The sequence below is a fragment of the Enemella evansiae genome, assembly GCF_002250705.1.
Taxonomy (GTDB): Bacteria; Actinomycetota; Actinomycetes; order Propionibacteriales; family Propionibacteriaceae; genus Enemella; species Enemella evansiae.
In genome coordinates, this window is the sequence record NZ_NMVP01000036.1 from 156338 (window position 1) to 174920 (window position 18583).

Genomic DNA, 18583 nt, shown 5'->3' on the forward strand with positions numbered 1-18583 from the left:
CCCGCAGGGGCCCGGATCACGGTCACCGCGCCTATACGATTGCGTCCATGTTGTTGCCCGAGGCCCGTTTGTCGCGCCTCGGCAGCACCAGTGCCAGACCCATCCCGGAGACCCACCTGGGCCGGGCCTGGCTGGCCCTGCAGCTGGTCTTCACCCCCAGCCACGTCGCCGTCGCCGCACCGATCGTGATGGTCGCGTTCATGGGCTGGCAGCAGCGCTGGATCTCCGACGACGGCTGGATCAACATCCGGGTGCTGAACCAGTTCTTCGCCGGCAACGGCCCGGTGTTCAACATCGGCGAACGGGTCGAGGTGACCACCTCGACACTCTGGTTCTGGATGCTGGTCGCCGGCCGCTGGCTGCTGCCCGGTACCGAACCCCAGGTCACCGGCGCCGCGGTGGGCTGGGTGCTCACCCTGCTCGGCATGGTGACCGCGGCGCTCGGCGCGGCCCGGTTGTTCGCGCGCCGGAACACCTTCGTCACCGTCCCGGTCGGGATCCTGGCGATGGCCGCCCTGCCGCCGTTCTGGGACTTCGCCACCTCCGGGTTGGAGACCGGGCTCTCCTTCGCCTGGCTCGGCACCTGTTTCTGGCTGCTCACCCGGCGGATCCCGCCCGAGATCGGGGGCCCGCTGCGGAACTGGCCGCTCGCCGCGGCGATCTGCATCGGCCTGGGCCCGCTGATCCGCCCCGACTTCGCGCTCTATGCCGGCCTGTTCGCGCTGGCGCTGCTGTTCACCCGGCTGCGCGGCTGGTGGCAGTGGCTGATCTGCTGCACGATCGGCATCGCGCCCGCGGTGGCGTACCAGATCTGGCGGATGGGCTTCTATGCCCTGATGGTGCCGAACACCGCGCTGGCCAAGAGCGCCGGCGACGTGCACTGGGAGCAGGGGTTGATCTATCTGATCGACTACGCCGGGCTCTATGTGCTGGCGGTCCCGCTGCTGGTCGGCCTGCTCGGCGTCGGCCTGCATCTGGCGTACGCCGTCCGCCGGCGGGAGCTGGGGCGGGCCGTGGTGGTGGCGGCCCCGGTGCTGGGGGCGCTGCTGCACGCGCTCTACATCGTCCGGATGGGCGGTGACTTCATGCATGCCCGATTCCTGCTGCCGGACACCTTCGCGCTGATGCTGCCCGCCGCGGTGATCGCGGTGGACAAGCCCCGGCGGGAGACCGCGATGGTGGTGCTCGCCTTCGTCGCCGGCTGGGCGGTCGCCATCTCGACCAGCGCCCGGACCCCCTATCAGGACTCGGCCAGCGAGGACGGGATCGCCAACGAGCGCGCCTTCTGGGCCGCCACCACGACCACCAACCAGCTGCTCACCATCAACGACTGGCGCAGCTCCACCCCGGCCTGGGACGGCCAGCTCGCGCGCTGGAACCAGCAGGCCGGGCTCAGCTACTACGACGACGGCAGCAGGCGGTTGCCGACCCGCAGCGGCACCGGGATCTATCTGGCGCGGGACAACATGGGCATCCTGCCGGTGATGGCCGGCAACGAGGTCCGGGTCGTCGACCGGTTGGCGCTGGCCGATCCGATCACCTCGCACGCGGTCGAGGACCCGCGGCTGCAGGACAAGACCCGCGTCGGGCACCAGCCCCGACCGGCCGCCTGGCGGACCGCGCGCTATGTGAAGGCGGCCGAGGACGATTCACAGTCGGTGGCCCATGCCCGGCTCGCGCTGCAGTGCGGCGATCTGGCGGTGCTGGAGCAGGCGGTCACCGAGCCGATGACCAGCGAACGGTTCTGGGAGAACGTGTCCCTGGCCCCGCGGCTGACTACCTTCACCTTCCCCGCCGACCCGGCCGAGGCCCGCAAGGCCTTGTGCGGTTGGCAACCGGGCTGGTGAGCCCGATGGATTCCGAGCACTCCTGCTGCACACCCGAGCCCCCGGTGGCCCCGGTGTTCGATCCGGCGGCGGCCGAGGCGGAGCTGGCCGGGTTGCGGGCGGCGATCCCGGCCGGTGCGGGTGCCGGTGCGCATCGGGTCGAGCAGGTCGAGGTGCCCGCTGGGGCGTACCGGATGGGTGACCGGCATGGCGATCACAATCCCGCCGACGGTGAGCTGCCGGCCCACCGGGTCGAGCTGTCGGCGTACCGGATCGACGCGACGAGTGTCACCAACGACGACTTCGCCCGGTTCGTCGAGGCGAGCGGCTATCGCACCGAGGCCGAGGTCTACGGCTTCTCGGCGGTCTTCGAGCTGGCGGTCAGCGATCCGTCGGCGATGCTCGGTGCCGCCCCCGAGGCGCCGTGGTGGAAGGGGGTGCGCGGCGCGGACTGGCGACATCCGGGTGGCCCCGGGTCGTCGCTGGCCGGGCTCGGTGACCATCCGGTGGTGCATGTCAGCCACGGGGACGCGCTCGCCTACTGCCGCTGGGCCGGGCGGCGGTTGCCGAGTGAGGCGGAGTGGGAGTACGCCAGCCGCGGTGGTCTGGACGGGGCACGGTTCCCGTGGGGTGATGAGCTGCTGGGGCCCGGGGACGAGTGGCGCTGCAACATCTGGCAGGGCCGGTTCCCGGTCGAGAACACCCGCGCCGACGGCTTCCTGACCACCGCCCCGGTGCGGACCTTCCAGCCCAACGGTTACGGGCTGTGGCAGACCATCGGGAACGTGTGGGAGTGGTGCGCGGACTGGTTCTCCCCGCGGACGTACGCCGAGCGCGCGGGCGCGGTGGTGGTCGACCCGAGCGGCCCGGTACGCGGGTCGACCCGGGTGCTGCGCGGTGGTTCGTATCTGTGCCACGCGTCCTACTGCAACCGCTACCGCAACGCGGCCCGCTCGCAGAACACCCCCGATTCGTCGATGGGTAACGCGGGTTTCCGGACCGTCGCGGGGTGAGCCGGGAATCGATTTGGTGCAGCCGCTGCCCGGGCGCTATAGTTTCCGGGCTGGCGCAGGCCGGCAGATCCGGACACGTCCGGGTTCCAAGGCCCCGTGGCGCAGTTGGTTAGCGCGCCGCCCTGTCACGGCGGAGGTCGCGGGTTCGAGTCCCGTCGGGGTCGCGGAAGCGGTGGTGCACAGCATCGCCGCTTTTGCAGCAGATAAGGCATTTTTTGCCTTCTCTGCTTGGCCAGGTAGCTCAGTTGGTAGCAGCGTTCGCCTGAAAAGTGAAAGGTCGCCGGTTCGAACCCGGCCCTGGCCACCATGGACTTCCGTAAACAGGACCGCAGCGCGGACCCGGGATTCTTCGCGACCGAGGCCGCCGGATTGCGCTGGCTGGCCGACGCCGATGGTGCGCGGGTCGTCGAGGTGCTGGCGGCCGACGACCACTCGATCACCCTGCAGCGGTTGGATTCGGTCGCCGCTGATCGTGCGGGCGCCGAGGAGTTCGGGCGGTCACTGGCGCGGACCCATGCCGCGGGTGCGGACACCTGGGGTGCCCCGCCGCCCGGTACCGATGGGCGCGGCTGGATCGGCCCGCTCCCCCAACGCAACCAGCCGGAATCGACCTGGGGGCAGTTCTATGCCGAGCACCGGGTCCGCCCGTTCGCCGATCAGGCGCACGCGGCCGGGAGTCTGGACCGGTCGGGGTACGACGTCATCGGGCGGGTCTGCGAGCGGCTGATCGCCGGCGCCTTCGACGATGTGGACACCCCGGCGCGGATCCACGGGGACCTCTGGTCCGGCAACGTGATCCCCACCGCCGCAGGCTGGACGCTGATCGACCCGGCCGCCCACGGTGGGCACCCGGTGACCGACCTGGCGATGCTGGAGCTGTTCGGGAATCCCTATCTGGACAGGACTTTTTCGGCGTACGCCGAGGCCGCGGCCCTGCCGGACGGCTGGCGGGACACGATCGGCCTGCACCAGCTGCATCCGCTGCTGGTGCATGCGGTGCTCTTCGGTGGCGGGTACGCCGCCCGCGCGGTCGCCGCCGCCCGCGCGTACGCCTGAGCAATCAATGGCGAGGTTTCACCTTGTCAAAGGAAACTCCGTTAAACCAACCCCAGCGCCCATCATCGAACTCGACCAAGCAGGATGGGTACAATTTCGAGCCGTATCCGCGATCGAACTGAGTTGAGATCTCTAAGATTGTTCCAACGGCATCTAGATAGTCCACACGAACCCGCACGCGTTCGCCAACACTGAACTTAAAGAAGCGCAACTCAGGATTGTTTGGATCGGGTCTTGCGAACTTCCTACCGAAAGGCCACATTTCGCACCTCATTCACAGACACTAGGGTGTATGTTTAGTAGCTTACCGAAGAGAGGACCGCTCTCCTAGAACTGCGACCGAAAAGACGTCCCCAACATTGGTGGGAAGGCGCCAGCGGCTGCGCGAAGTGCTGCGGATCATGCACTAGCTGTAGGAGGGCCGGAGGTTGGTGGCGCGGGTCTTTAGTCGAGATGCTGGCGGTCGGCCGTCCGCGGCGCTGTGTGGTCGATGGTAGTTGTAGTGGATGTTCCAGACCTCGAGTGCGGCTGAGCGTTCGTCCTCGCTGCGGTATTCACGGGTGCAGAGGAGTTCTTCGGCCAGGATCCGCTGGTAGCGCTCGACCTTCCCGTTGTGACGGGGGGTGTAGGGCCGGGTGAACTTGTGCCGGTCTGTTGGCCACGATTCGGGCGAAGTCGCCCGAGCGGTAGCGGGACCCGTTGTCGGTGATCACGCGCGGTGGATGTGGGTGATGCCGTGCGCGACGAACCAGACTTTCGCACGGGCCAGGAATGCCGCTGCGGTCTTGCCCTTCTCATCGGCCAAGGGCTCGGTGTAGGCGAGCCGGGAGAACCCGTCGACGCTCGAGTGCAAGTACACATAACCGGCCTTTGCCCCGGCATCCTTCGCGCGGCCCGCAGCTCGGTGTTGGTCGCTGTCGCGGCCGTGGATGCCCCAGCCGCCACCGTCGGGGATCGGGCCGACCTTCTTCACGTCCACGTGGGCCATGTGGCCAGGCCAGCGGGCGGTGATCTTGCCCAGCTCACGGTTCGACTCCCCGCTCGGGTCGAGGAACCGGTGCTGTCCCAGACCGAGCCGGGTCGGGTGCCGGGTGATGGTCCGACGGTTGAGGATGATGCCCTGAGCGGCGAGTTCGTGGGTAATCCGCGAGGCCGACCACTTGTTGCTCCGGCGCCAGGTCTCGATCTGGCCGATCACCTCTTCGGGAATCACTCGCGGGCTGTGATGAGGTGTGGAGGACCGATCCAACAACCCGAGCTCGCCGGAGCGTCGCCAGCAGTTGACCCACTTGATCGCGCAGGCACGGGAAATGCCCACCCCTGCGGCGACGTGTGCGATCGGACGGGACTGGCAGCCGACGATGAGTCGGGGACGACCTTCAACCGACAGCGGGCATTACGACGGTGGGACACGAGGGCAGGCTCCTTTGGCTGGCTCAATGAGTTGCTTGGTCGCTCCTCATCCTTGCCGCGGAGGGCCTGCCCTTCCTGCTACCTCAGCCCCACCGGCCTGTCGTCAACGTCCTGCCCCGCAACTACTAGATGTGGTCGGCGTCCGGGCGGGGCGCCGGCAGCTCACCGGTCTTCGAATCGGCCAGGTCGCCGACGATGGCGTTCGCGCTCTTCGGATAGAGCAGGTAGCGGAAGCCGAGGTTGATCATCGCCTGGATCCGGTTCCGGCCGCCGAGCAGCTCGGCCAGGTGCAGCGCGACCCACATCCCCCAGGCCGGCAGACCGGTGACGTTGATCCCGCCGGGCAGCTGCACGACCGCCGAGCTCCGCCCGATCGTCGCCATCGTGCCGCGGTCGTGGTATTCCATCGTCTTCAGCGGCTGGCCGTGATCCAGGGCACGGATGTTGTGCGCGGCCAGCTTGCCCTCCTGGATCGCCGGCTGGGCCAACTGCGGCAGGGGATCCTGCTCGATGATCGCGGCATCACCGACCGCGAAGATGTCGGTGAATCCCTTCACCTGCAGGGTCGGCTCGGTGACGATCCGGCCACCGCGGCCCTGCGGCATCCCCCACTTCTTGACCAGGTCGTGGCCGCCGATACCGGCCGCCCAGACCACCAGATCCGCCTTCTCCTTGGTCCCGTCGGAGAACTCGACCTCGCCCGGGCGTACCTCGGCGATCGCGGTGTCCAGCCGGACGTCGACGCCGCGCTTCTGCAGCTGGCGCAGGGTGTAGCGCTGCAGGTCCTCCTTGAACGGTGACAGCAGCACCGGGCCCATCTCGACCAGCATCACCCGGACCCGGGCCGGATTGACCTCCGGATAGGCCACCGGCAGCCCCTGGCTGCGCATCTCGGCCAGGGTTCCGGCCATCTCGACACCGGTCGCACCGCCGCCGACGACGACCACCGACAGGTCCTGGTTGGCCGGGGCGACCGCCAGCTTCTCCAACAGGCCGAACATCAGGTCGCGGACCTCGAGCGCCTCCGCCCGGGTGTAGATCGAGCGGGCGTACTCGCTGGCACCGGGGATGCCGAAGAAGTTCGCGCCAACGCCCTGGGCGAGCACCAGATAGTCATAGTCGATCGAGCTGCCCTGATCGACGAGCACCTTCTTGTTCTCGGTGTCGATCCCGGTGACATTGGCGCGCCGGAACCGCACCCGGCCCTTCTTCTTGGCGGCCAGGGCACGCAGCGAGAAGGTCACGTCACCGGGGTTCAGACCGCCGGTCGCCACCTGGTAGAGCAGCGGCTGGAAGGTGGTGTAGGGGTGGCGGTCGACCAACGTGACCCGGGCGCCGGCCGCGGCCAGATCATTGGTGGCATTGAGGCCTGCGAAACCGGCACCGACAACGACGATATGGGGAGCACTCACGGGGCCCATTGTCCCGGACCGACCACCATCGGACCAGCCCCACCCCCATCGCTGGACAGGCCGCCGAGGACTATCGTGCATCTGCTCACTCGCCCAGGAACAGGAGACGACGATGTCCACCCAATCCACCGCGGATGCGGATCTCGAGCCGCAGGGGCCGTTGGCCCGCGCCGCACAGGCGCTGGCCCGGTTCACCGAGAAGTGGTTCCCCGACGCGTTCGTCTTCGCCGCCTTCGGCACCGTGCTGGTCGCGGTGCTGGCGCTGGCCAACGGCGGCAACCCGGTGACCCTGGTCGCCACCTTCGGCGACGGCTTCTGGGACCTGGCCGCCTTCACCCTGCAGATGGCGATGGTGGTGCTCACCGGTTATGTGGTGGCCACCTCGCCGCCGGTGCTGAGGATCATCGAGGCGCTGGCCCGGGTGCCGAAGGGGCCGCGCTCGGCGGTGGCCTTCGTCGCCCTGATCGCACTGCTGGTCTCGCTGCTCAACTGGGGTCTGTCGTTGATCACCGGTGGCCTGCTGGCTCGGGCGGTGGCTCGACGCAAGGATCTCCAGGTCGACTACCGGGCCCTCGGGGCGGCGGCACTGATGGGCCTCGGCGCGGTCTGGGCGCTCGGGTTGTCCTCGTCGGCGGCACAGTTGCAGGCGACGCCCAAGTCGATCCCGGCCGCAGTGCTCTCGATCACCGGCGTGCTCGACTTCGGCAAGACGATCTTCACCTGGCAGTCGATGCTGTCGGCGCTGATCCTGATCCTGGTCACCGTGGCCATCGCGTACGCCTCGGCGCCGCGCGGCAAGGCGGTCCGCACGGCCGAGCAGATGGAGGTCGACGTCACCGACACCGTCGAGGAGCCCGAACCGAGGACCCGGCCGGCGGAGTGGTTCGAATACAACCCGATCCTGTCGATCGGCGTCGGGATCCTCACCCTCGGCTGGGTGGTGTACCAGTTCGCCACCAAACCGGTCGTGCAGGTGCTGTCCAACCTGAACGGCTATCTGATGGTGTTCCTGGTGCTCGGGCTGGTCCTGCACGGTACGCCGCGGCGGTTCCTGATGGCGGTCAACAAGGCGGTCCCGGCGACCGCCGGCATTCTCGTCCAATTCCCTTTGTACGCAGCGATGGCGGCCATGCTGACCAAGGTGCCTGGTTACGGCGGGCACACCGTCTCGGACCGGCTGGCGACCATCTTCACCAGCTTCGGCGGCGGGTCCGGTTTCGCCGTGGTGCTGGCCATCTACACCGCCGTGCTCGGGCTGCTGGTGCCCTCGGGTGGCGGCAAGTGGCTGGTCGAGGCGCCCTATGTGATGCAGGCCGCGAACGATCTGCAGTACAACCTGGGCTGGACGGTGCAGATCTACAACATGGCCGAGGCGCTGCCGAACCTGATCAACCCGTTCTTCATGCTACCGCTGCTGGCGATCCTGAAGGTGCGGGCGCGGGATCTGGTCGGCTTCACCTTCCTGCAGTTCATCTTCCACCTGCCGGTGGTGCTGCTGCTGGTCTGGTTGCTCGGCACCACGTTCAGCTACATCCCGCCGATCATTCCCTAGCAGGGTTGGGATCGCGGACGATACCCAGGCCCGCGCGGAGCGTCGGCAGGAAGCGCTCGGCCAGGCCGTCGAGCTGGGTGCGGTCCCCGGTGGCGATGAGCTGGTCGAGTGTGGCGTCGAGGCCCTCGTAGAGCAGGCCGAGCACGAAGCGCGGGTCACCGGTGGTGACCTCGCCGGCGGCCGCACCGGCCTCGACGTAGTCGGCGAGTTCGCTGACGACCCGTTGGTTCGCCGCCCGGCAGATGTCGTGGGCAGGACCGCTGCTGGAGGCGTACACCAGGCGATGCAGGTCGGCGTTCTGCACCGCGACCGCGATCAGTTCGGTGAAGATGGCCTCCAGCACCGGAAGTGACCAGCGCCGGTCCGCCTCGTCGAGGCGCACCTCGGCCGTGGCCAGCAGGGTGTCCACGTAGCGCTGCCAGAGCGCGCCGAGCAGGTGGTCCTTGCTGGTGAAGTGGCGGTAGAAGGTGCCCTTCCCCGCGCCGGCCGCGTCGGCGATGTCGTCGACCGTGGTGCGCTCGAATCCCTTGCCGGCAAAGACTTCCAGGGCAGCGTCCATCAGGTCCGAGCGTCGTTGGTCGGCGCTCTTCACCACCCGGCGCGGCTTGCCGGTGGTTCGGTCGGTTCGGTCGGCGGTCTCGGGCATGGGCCCAGCCTATCGGATGGACGGACGGTCCGTCCGATGTGCTAGCGTGCTCAGCGGACGGACGGTCCGTCCGTTAGGAGGGTCGGAGATGTACACCGCGCGCGATCGACTGAGATTCTGGGGCCTCGCGTACGCCCTGTTGCTGCTGCTGACCGGGACCAACCTGGCCACCCCGCTGTACGGGCTCTATCAACAGCGGTTCGGGTTCTCGCCGGTGACGATGACGCTGATCTTCGCGGTCTATGTGGCCACCCTGATCCCGGCGCTGCTGCTGGCCGGGCCGTTGGCGGACGCCGTCGGCCGCCGGGCCGTGCTGGTCCCGGCAGTGCTGCTGGCCATGGTCGGTACGGGGTTGTTCGCGGTTGCCGGATCGGTGGGCGCGCTGTTCCTGGCGCGGATCATCCAGGGCGCCTCGGTGGGCGCGGCCTCCGGAGCCCTGACGGCGGCGATCGCGGACGCGGCACCGCCGGACGGGCAGCGCCGCGCGTCCCTGGTCGCCACCGCGGCCTCGGTCGGCGGACTCGGAGTCGGGCCACTGCTGGCCGGACTGATCGCCGAACTCGCTCCCCGACCCCTGCTCATGCCGTTCCTCGTCGAACTGGTCGCCCTGCTGCCGGCACTCGCCGCGGTGCTGCTGATACCGGCCCCGCGCGAGCGCCACCGGTGGCGCCCGAGGGTGCCACGCGTCCCGGCGGACGCCCGCTCGATCTTCTGGCTGAGCGGTATCGCGTCGTTCCTCGCGTTCAGCGTGACCGGCCTCTTCCTGGCACTGGCCCCGACCTTCATCCAGACGCTCAGCGGACGGCGGAGTCTGATCCTGGGTGGGGCCGCGGTGGCCCTGATGATCGCGGCCTCCGTCGCGGCGCAGCTGCTCGGCTCCCGGATCATCACCCCACGCAGCCAGATCCCCGGATTGATCGCACTGACGCTCGGACTGCTCTGCCTGGCCGCCAGCGGGCTCTGGCAGTCGTTGCCGCTGCTGCTCATCGCGGCGCTCGCCGCGGGCATCGGCCAGGGTGTGGTGTTCCTGGGTGGGTTGAGCGAGGTCACCCGGAGCGCGGCGGCGGATCAGCGCGCGAGCGTGGTCTCGGCGTTCTATGTGCTGGTCTATCTGGGGGTGGGCGTACCGGTGATCGGTGCCGGCGTGCTGGCGACCCGGGTCGGCCTGCTCACCTCGGTGGAGATCTTCGCCGGCATCGTCGCCGGCTGCTGTCTGGTCAGCGCCGGCATCCTGCACCCCCTGTTGCGGAGGCATCATGAACTGCAGCCCGCTGCGTGAGGCGTACCGCGACCTGCTCGCCGCCCTGCGCGCCGTCCGGATCGAGCGGTTGACCGACGAGCAGTCGGCCGACCTCGACTGGACCCTCGCCCACCTCGCCCTCAGCGACGCGGAGCTCACCGCGGCCGCCGAGGCGACCCGTCGGGGCGAGCCGGCCGTGGTGGACAACGCCGGCGCGATGGACCCGGAACGGCTGGGCGCCTGGACCGGGACGCGGAGCCTTGCCGACCGGGTCGCAGGGCTCGAGGCCCAGGCCGAACGACTGGTGACGGATCTGTCGCGGCTGGACCAGTCGGCGTCCGGGAGCCCGGTGACCCTGCGCGTGCACGATCGCCGGGGCCGGTTCGTCGAGGAGCAGACGATCACCTGGGTCGAGCTGGTCGTCCTGCGCGCCGAGCGGCACCTGCCCGGGCACACTCGGCGGATCGAGGCGTACGCCTGACCGGCCGAGTCACCGGTTGTGCACAGAGTTCAGATCGGCCGGGTTGGCGGCAACGTCAGCTCGGCGGTCACCACCGAAAGGTAGAAGGGCGCGGGAACGGGCGGTCGTCGACCGCTGAGGAGCCGTCTGGCCAGGAACCTCGGCCAGCGGGGCGCATCGCGGACGCCCGTCGCGTAGACGTAGCTGCGCCCGGCGGCGTGCAGGACCCCAGGGCCGTACGCACCGCGGGCGAAGACTCCCGGCATGCCGGGAGCGTCGGTGCGCAGCACATGCTCCGGTTCTGACCAGTCACCGCGATCGAGGCTGAGTTCGCTGGCGAAACTCACCCACAGACCCTGCGGCGGGAAGCCACCGGTACCGAACAGGTCGGCACCGCGGGCGAGCACCATCAGCCAACCGTCCCCGGTCGGGGCCACCGCGTTGTCGAAGTAACCCTCATCCGGCCCGGCGAACACCCGCGGTTGCGACCAGGCCAGGCCGTCGGTGCTCTCGGCGACCCAGAGCTCGTAGTCGGGATGATCACCCGGCCCGATCTCGTGCGGATTGGCCTGGTACCACATCAGGTAGCGATCACCGTCGTGCACAACCAGTGGCTCCAGCACGCTCATCCGAGGCGGGGTGCCGGTGATCAGCGGTGCACCGCGGCGTACCCAACGACCATCGTGGAGTTCGAGCGCGCCGATGGCGTAGCTGCTCGTCGATCCGTACTGCTTCCGCGACGAGCGACCGGTGTAATAGACCCGTGCCGGTTGACCGGCGGCCGCGGGCACATACGACGGGGTATGCATGCCCGCCCCGTCCCAGGCACCCCTCGGCGGATCGGGCGCCAGCGGCAGGGCGCGGCCCTGCCGGTCCAGTTCGAACCGCCACGACCGACCCGCAGGGTCGGCTCCCGGGGTGAGTACCGCGGCGTACAACCGGTTGCGGAACGAGGTGCTAAACCCGCCGAGGAACATCGTCGGGCGCCCGTCGATCACGTGGACATCGGGGTCACCAAGACCCAGTACGCCGGGCGGCGTGGGGCCGTCGACCATGTCCCACAGAATCGTGATCTCGGACGGGGTGAGTTCATCGATCACGGGCGACCTCCTGGGAATCGGACACACCGAATGGTGCGGACTCCCCTGCTCATCAGGTAGGTCGTTGCCGCAGAGCATAGTCGACCCGATCGAGCGACCCGAGTTGCCAGTTTTAGTTTAGTATCCTAAATTAGATGCATGACCACAACCACTCGTGCCCGTCCGGCTCCCGCAGTGGGAGCGAAGAAGCCGCTCCGGTTCAAGATCGGGATCGGCCTGCTGATCCTCTATCCGTTCTTCTACCTGGTGATCCCGATCGCGGCCTTCCTGGCGATCGATGCCGGCCTCAAGGTCGCAATCGTCGGCGGCGTGCTCGCAGCCGCCGAGGTCGTCCTGCTCGCCGCAATCGCCTGCGTCGGCAAGGAGGCCTTCCAGGCGATCAAGGCCAAGATCTTCCGGAAGAAGCTGGCCGCCAAGGAGCCGGTCACCGAGGGGGCCGGTCATGCCCGCTGAGACCGAGGCGCGGGCGGCCGCGGCGCGGATCAACCAGCTCATCCTCGAGCTCTGGATCGAGACCGAGGGCCAGGGGCCGCAGTACCAGCACTCCGACTTCGAGCTCACCGGCCAGCAGCACGCCGTCCTGGAGCGGATCGCGAACGATCCGGAGATCACCTCGGCCCGGCTCGCCGCGGACCTCGGGGTGACCAAGGGGGCGATCAGCCAGCACCTGGGCGTGCTCGAGAAGGGTGGGTACATCACCCGGCGGCGCAGCGAGCGCGATGGCCGCGTCCAGGTGCTCGAACTCCAACCGCGCGGGGTGGCCTATCGCGACGCGCTCCGGCGTTACGAGGAGTTCACGGTCGATCGCTATCTCGCCAAACTGTCCGCCGACGACATCGCCGAGATCGTCGCCGCCCTGACGAAGCTCAAGTCCGCGTTCGCCAAGGAGTGAGTGGTGTGGGTGGTTCATCTCGACACGCACCCCGGGCTCCGCTTCGCTGCGCCCGGGGTGCTACTCGATGAACGTGGAACGTGGGCAACCGCGCTCCGCTTCGCTGCGCCCGGGGTGCTACTCGATGAACGTGTCGTGGGGGCCGTAGGCGGTGAGCCAGCGGTCGATCTCGGCGAAGACCTTGGCGCGGACGGGGGCGCCGGAGAGCACCAGGTCGTGCATCCCGTCGGCGATCCGGACGACCGTGACGTGCGGGCCCAGCCTGGTGGCCCGAGCGGCGATCTGCTCGACGTCGAGGACGATGTCGGCCTTGGTCAGTTCATCGGACCAGCGGCGGGCGAAGCTGGTCCGGGTGGAGGCCAGCACCAGCACCGGGCAGTCGATGTGCAACCCGGCGGCGATCCGGGCATGGCCCTGCAGCACCGCGCGCAGCCACCCCACGCGTACCGGGGTCGACGGGGTCGATTTCAGCGAGAGGTCGTAGTCCCACTCCCCGCCCTCGCTGGCATGCAGTGCCCGCTTGTAGAAGCCGGCGTCCGGCAGCGGCAGCACGGTCGTCGGTCGCTGCCCGCCGAGCGCGTTGACCAGCGGCGCGCCGAGGGCCCGCACCAGGGAGGAGCCCTGCAGATCCAGCCAGGGTGAGTTGAGCACCACCGCGGTGAACCGCCCGGGCCGCGAATCGGCGTAGAGGGACGCCACCAGTCCACCGGTTGAGTGCCCCATCAGCACGAGTTGATCATGATCTTCCATGATCAACTCGACGGCGGCATCCAGTTCCTCGGCGTACGCCCCGAGGTCGGTGGTGAAGCCCATCAGCTGGCCCTCGGACCATGATCGGCCATAACGGCGCAGATCCAGGGCGTGGAAGGCGTACCCCTGCGCGGCCCAGTGCTCGGCCAGATGCCGCTGGAAGAAATAGTCGTTCCAACCGTGCACGTAGAGCACGGCCGCCCGCGTCTCCGGGCGGCGCTGGGGGCGTACCAGCACCGCCCGGAGATCTTCACTGGGATCGATCTCCGGCTCCGGTCGCAGCGGCAGCACCGTCTGCTCGAAATCGGTCAGCAGATCAGGTACCCACGTGCGCACGGGGCCCATCATGTCAGCTACGGGAGTTCGCGACCTCGTCGAAACTCTTGCGCAGCACCGGGTTCAACCCGCCGTTGGGATTCTTGCTGCCGGACCGCTTCGGCAGCGGCACCGACTTCCCGTCGACCGGGCCGGCGAACGGATAGACGGCCGAGTCCTCCGGCAGCGGCGAGGTGCCGCAGATCTGGTCCCTGCCGGGCAGTTCCCCGGTGAACAGGAACCGGTCACCGATCTCCTCGACGCACTGCGACTGCGAACCGACGTACTGTCCGTGCTCGCCCTCGTCGTCGATCCCGATGAAGCGCGCCCGCTCACCGAGCCGCTTGCGGGTCCGCTCGGCACCCTCGTAGGCGGTGGCCGGATCCAGCTCGCTCTGCACCATCAGCACCCGCGGGGATTCCTTCAGATCGATGCGGCGGTCCTGCGGTGCGTACTGCCAGTAGGCGCACATCGGGACGCCGTTCATGTAGCCGTAGAACGGGTACTTCTGCGCCATCCGGTCGGCCTCGCGGAGATAGAACCGGCTGTCTTTGGACCACGCGGTGTCGTTGCAGCGCACCACGGTGCCGATCGCACCCAGATTCACCTCGGGCGAGGCGGCGTCGTTGCGGGCGTTCGCCAGGATGCTGCGCCGATCCTGGGTCACCTCGGCGGTGGCCGCGGTCGCCGAGCTGGCCTGGCTGGCGACCCGGTACCGGGCCTTCATGTTGGCGAGCGTCTCGTACGCCTGCAGGTCCGGGGAGATCCGCGCCCAGGCGGCCTCCACGTGCCGCGCCTCGATCCGGCCGGAATCGGACGGCGAGCGGACGTACTCCTCGTGCACCAGGATGTCGAGCAGCGCCCGGATGAACCGGGTGTTGCTGTAGATGTCGGAGTAGATGTTGCCGTCCAGCCCCTCGGCAGCGACCTGGCTGTCCCGCTCCTTCACCAGCGACACCAGCCCGCCGCGGATGCTCTCGTACCGGGCCAGCACCTGCTCCGGCGTACCGCCCAGACCGTCGCGCACCTGGCCGTTCTGCCGGGCGATCCAACCGAACAGCTGGTCGCGGCGCCGCTGCCCGGAGAACGGGTCGAAGTTCACGTTCAGCCACTGGGTGTTGGCGAAGTCCATGTTGGAGTCCAGCACGAACCGCCCGACCCGCTCGGGGTAGGTGTCGGCGTACCAGCCGCCGAGCCAGGTGCCGTAGGAGTAGCCGACGAAGTTGAGCTGGCGGGCCTGCAGCAGCGCGCGCACCAGATCCATGTCATAGACGGTCTGCTGGGTGGATACGAACGGCGCGAACTCGGTCGCACTGCACGCCTTGGCCAGCAGCTGCGCCTCGGCGATCTCGGCGGTGTGCGTCTGCTGGGTGCGCTCGCGGCGGTCCGGGGTGGTCGGCAGCGCATCCAGCTCGGCCTGGCTGGTCAGACAGCGCAACGCCTCGGAGCGGCCGAAGCCACGCGGGTCCAGACCGACCAGATCGAAGTCTTTGAACAGCTGCGGCTTCTGTGCGCCCAGGCCGGCCGACACCGAGAGCCCCGCCCCGCCCGGGCCGCCCGGGTTGGACATCAGCAACCCCTTCGAGCTGCCGGTGGCCCGGCTGTAGGCGATCGCCACCTTGATGTCGGGATGCGCCGTGGGATTGTTCCAGTCCATCGGCGCGGTGATCGTCGCGCAGTTGGTGGTCGGCGCGTCCGGGACGCTCGCCTTGACGGCAGCATCGAACGAGCACGGTGCCCAGGTGATCTGCTGCTGCAGATATTTCGCCGGGATCGCCGGACGCGGCGGGTCCTTCGGCGCGGCCGCCTGGGCCGGAACGGTGACGAGCAATGGGGTGACCAGACCGAGGCCGACGGCGACGACGGCGGCGGTCAGGCCCCTGCGGCGTGCGCTGGGGAACACTGGGATCTCCTTGCTGGGGTGGGTGAGATTCCCGTCACCCTAGCGAAGGAGGTGAACCGTCGAACAGGGGGCCCGATCAACCGGCGGTCAGTCGACCGCCGCGGTCATCCGGACTTGCGGAGGTCCCCGTAGCCGTCGTCGTAGCGATCATCCTCGTACTGCGCCGCCAGATCGGCGTACGCGTCGGGAATCTCCGGGTGGTCGGTGTCTCGCTCATCGGCGGACTCGCCTCCCCGCAGTTCGCGCTCCAGCGAGGTGAAGTCCGTGTCCACCGACCGGTACTTCAACTCACGAGCCACTTTGGTCTGCTTCGCCTTTGCACGGCCGCGCCCCATTGGGTCGACCCCCTCGCATGTCGTTCGCGGTCTTACCGCGGCATTGTCAGATAAATGTCGTGGTGACAGATTACCCAACGATCCGCACCTGACCAACACGGCCCGCTCAGCGAGCCGCGTGTTCTCCGACCAGTTGGACACCGCCCTCGCCACCGGCGGTGACGCGGCCGATCACCCGGGCGGGTACGCCCCGGTCGGCCAGTACGCCGACCGCGCGGTCGGCCGCGGATTCCGGCAGCACCGCGACCATTCCGACCCCCATGTTCAGGGTCGCCTCGATGTCGGCATCGCTGAGCCCGCCGACCTGTTGGACCAGGCCGAAGATCGGCGCGGGCTGCCAGGCGGTGCGGTCGATGGTGACACCGACACCCGCGGGCAGCACCCGGGCGAGGTTGTTGGCCAGGCCGCCGCCGGTGATGTGGCTCAGCGCGTGCACCTCGACGGCGTTGATCAGCGCGAGGACGTCCTTGGCGTACACCCGGGTCGGGGTGATCAGCTCCTCACCGAGGGTGCGGCCGAGTTCGGGCACCTCGCGATCCAGTGCCCAGCCGGCCTGCTGCAGCAGCACGTGGCGGACCAGCGAATAGCCGTTGGAGTGCAGCCCGGAGGAGTCCATCGCCAGGATCACATCCCCGGGCCGGATCCGGTCGGCGCCGAGGATCGAATCCTTCTCGACCACCCCGGTGGTGGCGCCGGCGACGTCGTATTCGTCGGGCTCCAGCAGCCCCGGATGTTCCGCGGTCTCACCGCCGAGCAGTGCACAACCGGCCTGCTCGCAGGCGGCCGCGATGCCACCGACGATGGCGGCGATCCGCTCGGGTACCAGCTTGCCGGTGGCGATGTAGTCGGTGACGAACAGCGGCTCGGCGCCGCAGACGACCAGGTCGTCGACGAGCATGCCGATCAGGTCGAAGCCGATCGTGTCGTGGCGGTCCATGGCCTGGGCGATGGCGACCTTGGTGCCGACCCCGTCGGTGGAGGTGGCCAGCACCGGATGCCGGTACGCCTGCAGCGCGGCCGCGTCGAAGAAGCCGGCGAAGCCGCCGAGCCCGCCGAGCACCTCGGGCCGGTGGGTGCGGGCCACCGAGGCCTTCATCAGCTGGACCGCACGGTCCCCCGCCTCGATGTCGACGCCCGCGGCGGCGTACGCGGAGGGGGCGGAACGGGTGTCAGGCATCGGCGTCCTCGTATTCGATCTCGTCCAGGGCGGGTTGCAGGTTCTCCCGGACGGCGGCCGGGACGGGCACGGGATAGACCCCGTCGAAGCAGGCCCGGCACAGGTCGTCCTTGGGCTGGTGGCTGGCCTGGATCAGGCCCTCCAGGGAGACGAAGCCGAGCGAGTCGGCGCCGATGGCGGTGCACATCTCCTCGACGCTCATCCCGGGGGCGAGCAGCTCGGCACGGCTGGCGAAGTCGATGCCGTAGAAGCAGGGCCACTGCACCGGCGGCGCGGAGATCCGCACGTGCACCTCCTTGGCGCCGGCCTGGCGCAGCATCGCCACCACCTGGCGCTGGGTATTGCCGCGCACGATGGTGTCGTCGACCACCACCAGCCGCTTGCCCTCGACCACATCGCGCAACGGGTTCAGCTTCAACCGGATGCCGAGCTGGCGGATGGTCTGGCTGGGTTGGATGAAGGTACGCCCGACATAGGCGTTGCGGACCAGGCCCTGGCCGTAGGGAATGCCGGACTGGTCGGCGTACCCGATCGCCGCCGGCGTACCGGACTCCGGGGTGGGGATCACCAGATCCGCCTCGGCCGGTTGCTCGGTGGCCAGGATCTTGCCGACCTTGACCCGCACGTTGTGCACCCGGCGGCCCTCGAGCAGGGTGTCGGGGCGGGAGAGATAGACGTATTCGAAGAGGCAGTGCTTGGGCCGCGCCTCGGCGAACCGGACACTGCGCAGGCCGTCGGCGTCGATCATGATCAACTCACCGGGTTCGACATCGCGGACATAGGTCGCGCCGACGATGTCCAGGGCGGCGGTCTCCGAGGCGACCACCCAGCCGCGCTCCAGCCGGCCCAGTGCCAACGGCCGGATGCCCTGCGGATCGCGGGCGGCGTACACCGTCTGTTCATCCATGAACACCAGGCAGAACGCGCCCTGCAGCCGCGGCAGCACCTGCAGCGCGGCCTCTTCCAGGGGCAGGTCGTCGAAGGTGGCCAGCAGTGCGGTGACGATCGAGGTGTCGTTGGTGGAGTCCATCCGCTCCTTGTGCGGCACCGGTTCGCTGGAGCGTTCGGCGAGCCAGGCCTCCAGCTCGTCGGTATTGGTCAGATTGCCGTTGTGGCCGAGCGCCAGCCCGCCGCGGGCGGTGGAGCGGAAGGTCGGCTGGGCGTTGTGCCAGACGCTCGCCCCGGTCGTCGAATAGCGGGCGTGCCCGATCGCCAGATGACCGTTGAGGGAGTTCAAGGTGGCCTCGTCGAAGACCTGGGAGACCAGCCCCATGTCCTTGAAGACCATGATCTGGCGGCCGTTGGAGACCGCGATCCCGGCCGACTCCTGGCCGCGGTGCTGCAGCGCATAGAGGCCGTAGTAGGTGAGTTTGGCCACCTCTTCGCCGGGGGCCCAGACGCCGAAGACACCGCAGGCGTCCTGGGGTCCGCGGTCGGCAGGATCGAGCTCGTGGGTCAACCGGCCGTCAGCGCGAAGCACCCGGCAAGCCTAC

At 69.0% G+C, this 18583-nt stretch carries 16 protein-coding genes, 2 tRNA genes and 1 pseudogene; 10 read left to right on the forward strand and 9 right to left on the reverse strand.

Features of this window, described 5'->3' with window-relative positions; genetic code table 11:
• Positions 1-47 precede the first annotated feature (47 nt).
• The 5 genes from BI335_RS18860 to BI335_RS18880 all read left to right on the forward strand — a co-directional run bounded on the left by BI335_RS18860 (position 48) and on the right by BI335_RS18880 (position 3895).
• Positions 48-1847: a hypothetical protein gene (locus tag BI335_RS18860; RefSeq protein WP_094359344.1), complete on the forward strand. Its 1800-nt coding sequence runs from the start codon at positions 48-50 to the stop codon at positions 1845-1847.
• 5 nt (positions 1848-1852) lie between these two features.
• Complete coding sequence (locus BI335_RS18865; RefSeq protein ID WP_094432878.1) at positions 1853-2839, forward strand: formylglycine-generating enzyme family protein; 987 nt, start codon at positions 1853-1855, stop codon at positions 2837-2839.
• Positions 2840-2929: 90 nt separating this feature from the next.
• Positions 2930-3003: transfer RNA gene (locus BI335_RS18870), tRNA-Asp, on the forward strand.
• Positions 3004-3069: 66 nt separating this feature from the next.
• Positions 3070-3146: transfer RNA gene (locus tag BI335_RS18875), tRNA-Phe, on the forward strand.
• Positions 3146-3895: a fructosamine kinase family protein gene (locus BI335_RS18880; RefSeq protein WP_094432784.1), complete on the forward strand. Its 750-nt coding sequence runs from the start codon at positions 3146-3148 to the stop codon at positions 3893-3895. Before BI335_RS18875 ends, BI335_RS18880 begins: the two co-directional genes overlap by 1 nt.
• A 406-nt stretch (positions 3896-4301) precedes the next feature.
• Here the strand turns inward: BI335_RS18880 and BI335_RS18885 are convergent.
• Together BI335_RS18885 and BI335_RS18890 are read right to left on the reverse strand one after the other, a co-directional pair.
• A pseudogene (locus BI335_RS18885) lies at positions 4302-5285 on the reverse strand (IS481 family transposase).
• 148 nt (positions 5286-5433) lie between these two features.
• Positions 5434-6729, reverse strand: a complete 1296-nt coding sequence (locus BI335_RS18890; protein ID WP_094432786.1) for an NAD(P)/FAD-dependent oxidoreductase — start codon at positions 6727-6729, stop codon at positions 5434-5436.
• Positions 6730-6832: 103 nt separating this feature from the next.
• Here BI335_RS18890 and BI335_RS18895 point away from each other — a divergent pair, with 103 nt between their 5' ends.
• Positions 6833-8272 carry a short-chain fatty acid transporter gene (locus BI335_RS18895; RefSeq protein ID WP_094359266.1) on the forward strand — a complete coding sequence of 480 codons (1440 nt, stop codon included), beginning with the start codon at positions 6833-6835 and terminating at the stop codon, positions 8270-8272.
• Here BI335_RS18895 and BI335_RS18900 read toward each other — a convergent pair.
• A complete protein-coding gene (locus BI335_RS18900; protein ID WP_094432788.1) occupies positions 8262-8918 on the reverse strand; it encodes a TetR/AcrR family transcriptional regulator in 657 nt (218 codons plus the stop codon). The two genes, BI335_RS18895 and BI335_RS18900, sit on opposite strands and share 11 nt — an antisense overlap.
• Positions 8919-9006: 88 nt before the next feature.
• On the opposite strand from BI335_RS18900, the gene BI335_RS18905 reads away from it, so the two are divergent.
• On the forward strand, positions 9007-10197 hold the full coding sequence (locus tag BI335_RS18905; protein ID WP_094432790.1) for an MFS transporter: 1191 nt from the start codon (positions 9007-9009) through the stop codon (positions 10195-10197).
• Complete coding sequence (locus BI335_RS18910; protein ID WP_094432792.1) at positions 10175-10639, forward strand: hypothetical protein; 465 nt, start codon at positions 10175-10177, stop codon at positions 10637-10639. The genes BI335_RS18905 and BI335_RS18910 overlap by 23 nt, the downstream gene beginning before the upstream one ends.
• Positions 10640-10668: 29 nt before the next feature.
• Here BI335_RS18910 and BI335_RS18915 read toward each other — a convergent pair whose 3' ends face one another.
• Positions 10669-11718, reverse strand: a complete 1050-nt coding sequence (locus BI335_RS18915; protein WP_229119689.1) for a glycoside hydrolase family protein — start codon at positions 11716-11718, stop codon at positions 10669-10671.
• A gap of 138 nt (positions 11719-11856) precedes the next feature.
• On the opposite strand from BI335_RS18915, the gene BI335_RS21220 reads away from it, so the two are divergent.
• Together BI335_RS21220 and BI335_RS18920 are read left to right on the forward strand one after the other, a co-directional pair.
• Positions 11857-12171, forward strand: a complete 315-nt coding sequence (locus tag BI335_RS21220; protein ID WP_144009146.1) for a transporter suffix domain-containing protein — start codon at positions 11857-11859, stop codon at positions 12169-12171.
• A complete protein-coding gene (locus tag BI335_RS18920) occupies positions 12161-12610 on the forward strand; it encodes a MarR family winged helix-turn-helix transcriptional regulator (protein ID WP_144009147.1) in 450 nt (149 codons plus the stop codon). The genes BI335_RS21220 and BI335_RS18920 overlap by 11 nt, the downstream gene beginning before the upstream one ends.
• Before the next feature lie 117 nt (positions 12611-12727).
• Here BI335_RS18920 and BI335_RS18925 read toward each other — a convergent pair whose 3' ends face one another.
• The 5 genes from BI335_RS18925 to purF form a co-directional block, all read right to left on the reverse strand.
• A complete protein-coding gene (locus BI335_RS18925) occupies positions 12728-13705 on the reverse strand; it encodes an alpha/beta hydrolase (RefSeq protein ID WP_094432882.1) in 978 nt (325 codons plus the stop codon).
• A gap of 4 nt (positions 13706-13709) precedes the next feature.
• The gene (locus tag BI335_RS18930) at positions 13710-15578 is read right to left on the reverse strand and encodes an alpha/beta hydrolase (protein ID WP_229119691.1); all 1869 of its coding nucleotides are present in this window, start codon (positions 15576-15578) and stop codon (positions 13710-13712) included.
• Positions 15579-15682: 104 nt separating this feature from the next.
• Positions 15683-15913, reverse strand: a complete 231-nt coding sequence (locus BI335_RS18935; protein ID WP_094359276.1) for a DUF3073 domain-containing protein — start codon at positions 15911-15913, stop codon at positions 15683-15685.
• A gap of 106 nt (positions 15914-16019) precedes the next feature.
• Positions 16020-17090, reverse strand: a complete 1071-nt coding sequence (gene purM / locus BI335_RS18940) for a phosphoribosylformylglycinamidine cyclo-ligase (protein WP_094432796.1) — start codon at positions 17088-17090, stop codon at positions 16020-16022.
• Positions 17083-18570 (reverse strand): amidophosphoribosyltransferase, encoded by a 1488-nt coding sequence (gene purF, locus BI335_RS18945; protein ID WP_094432798.1) that lies wholly within the window; start codon positions 18568-18570, stop codon positions 17083-17085. Before purF ends, purM begins: the two co-directional genes overlap by 8 nt.
• Between the last annotated feature and the right edge of the window lie 13 nt (positions 18571-18583).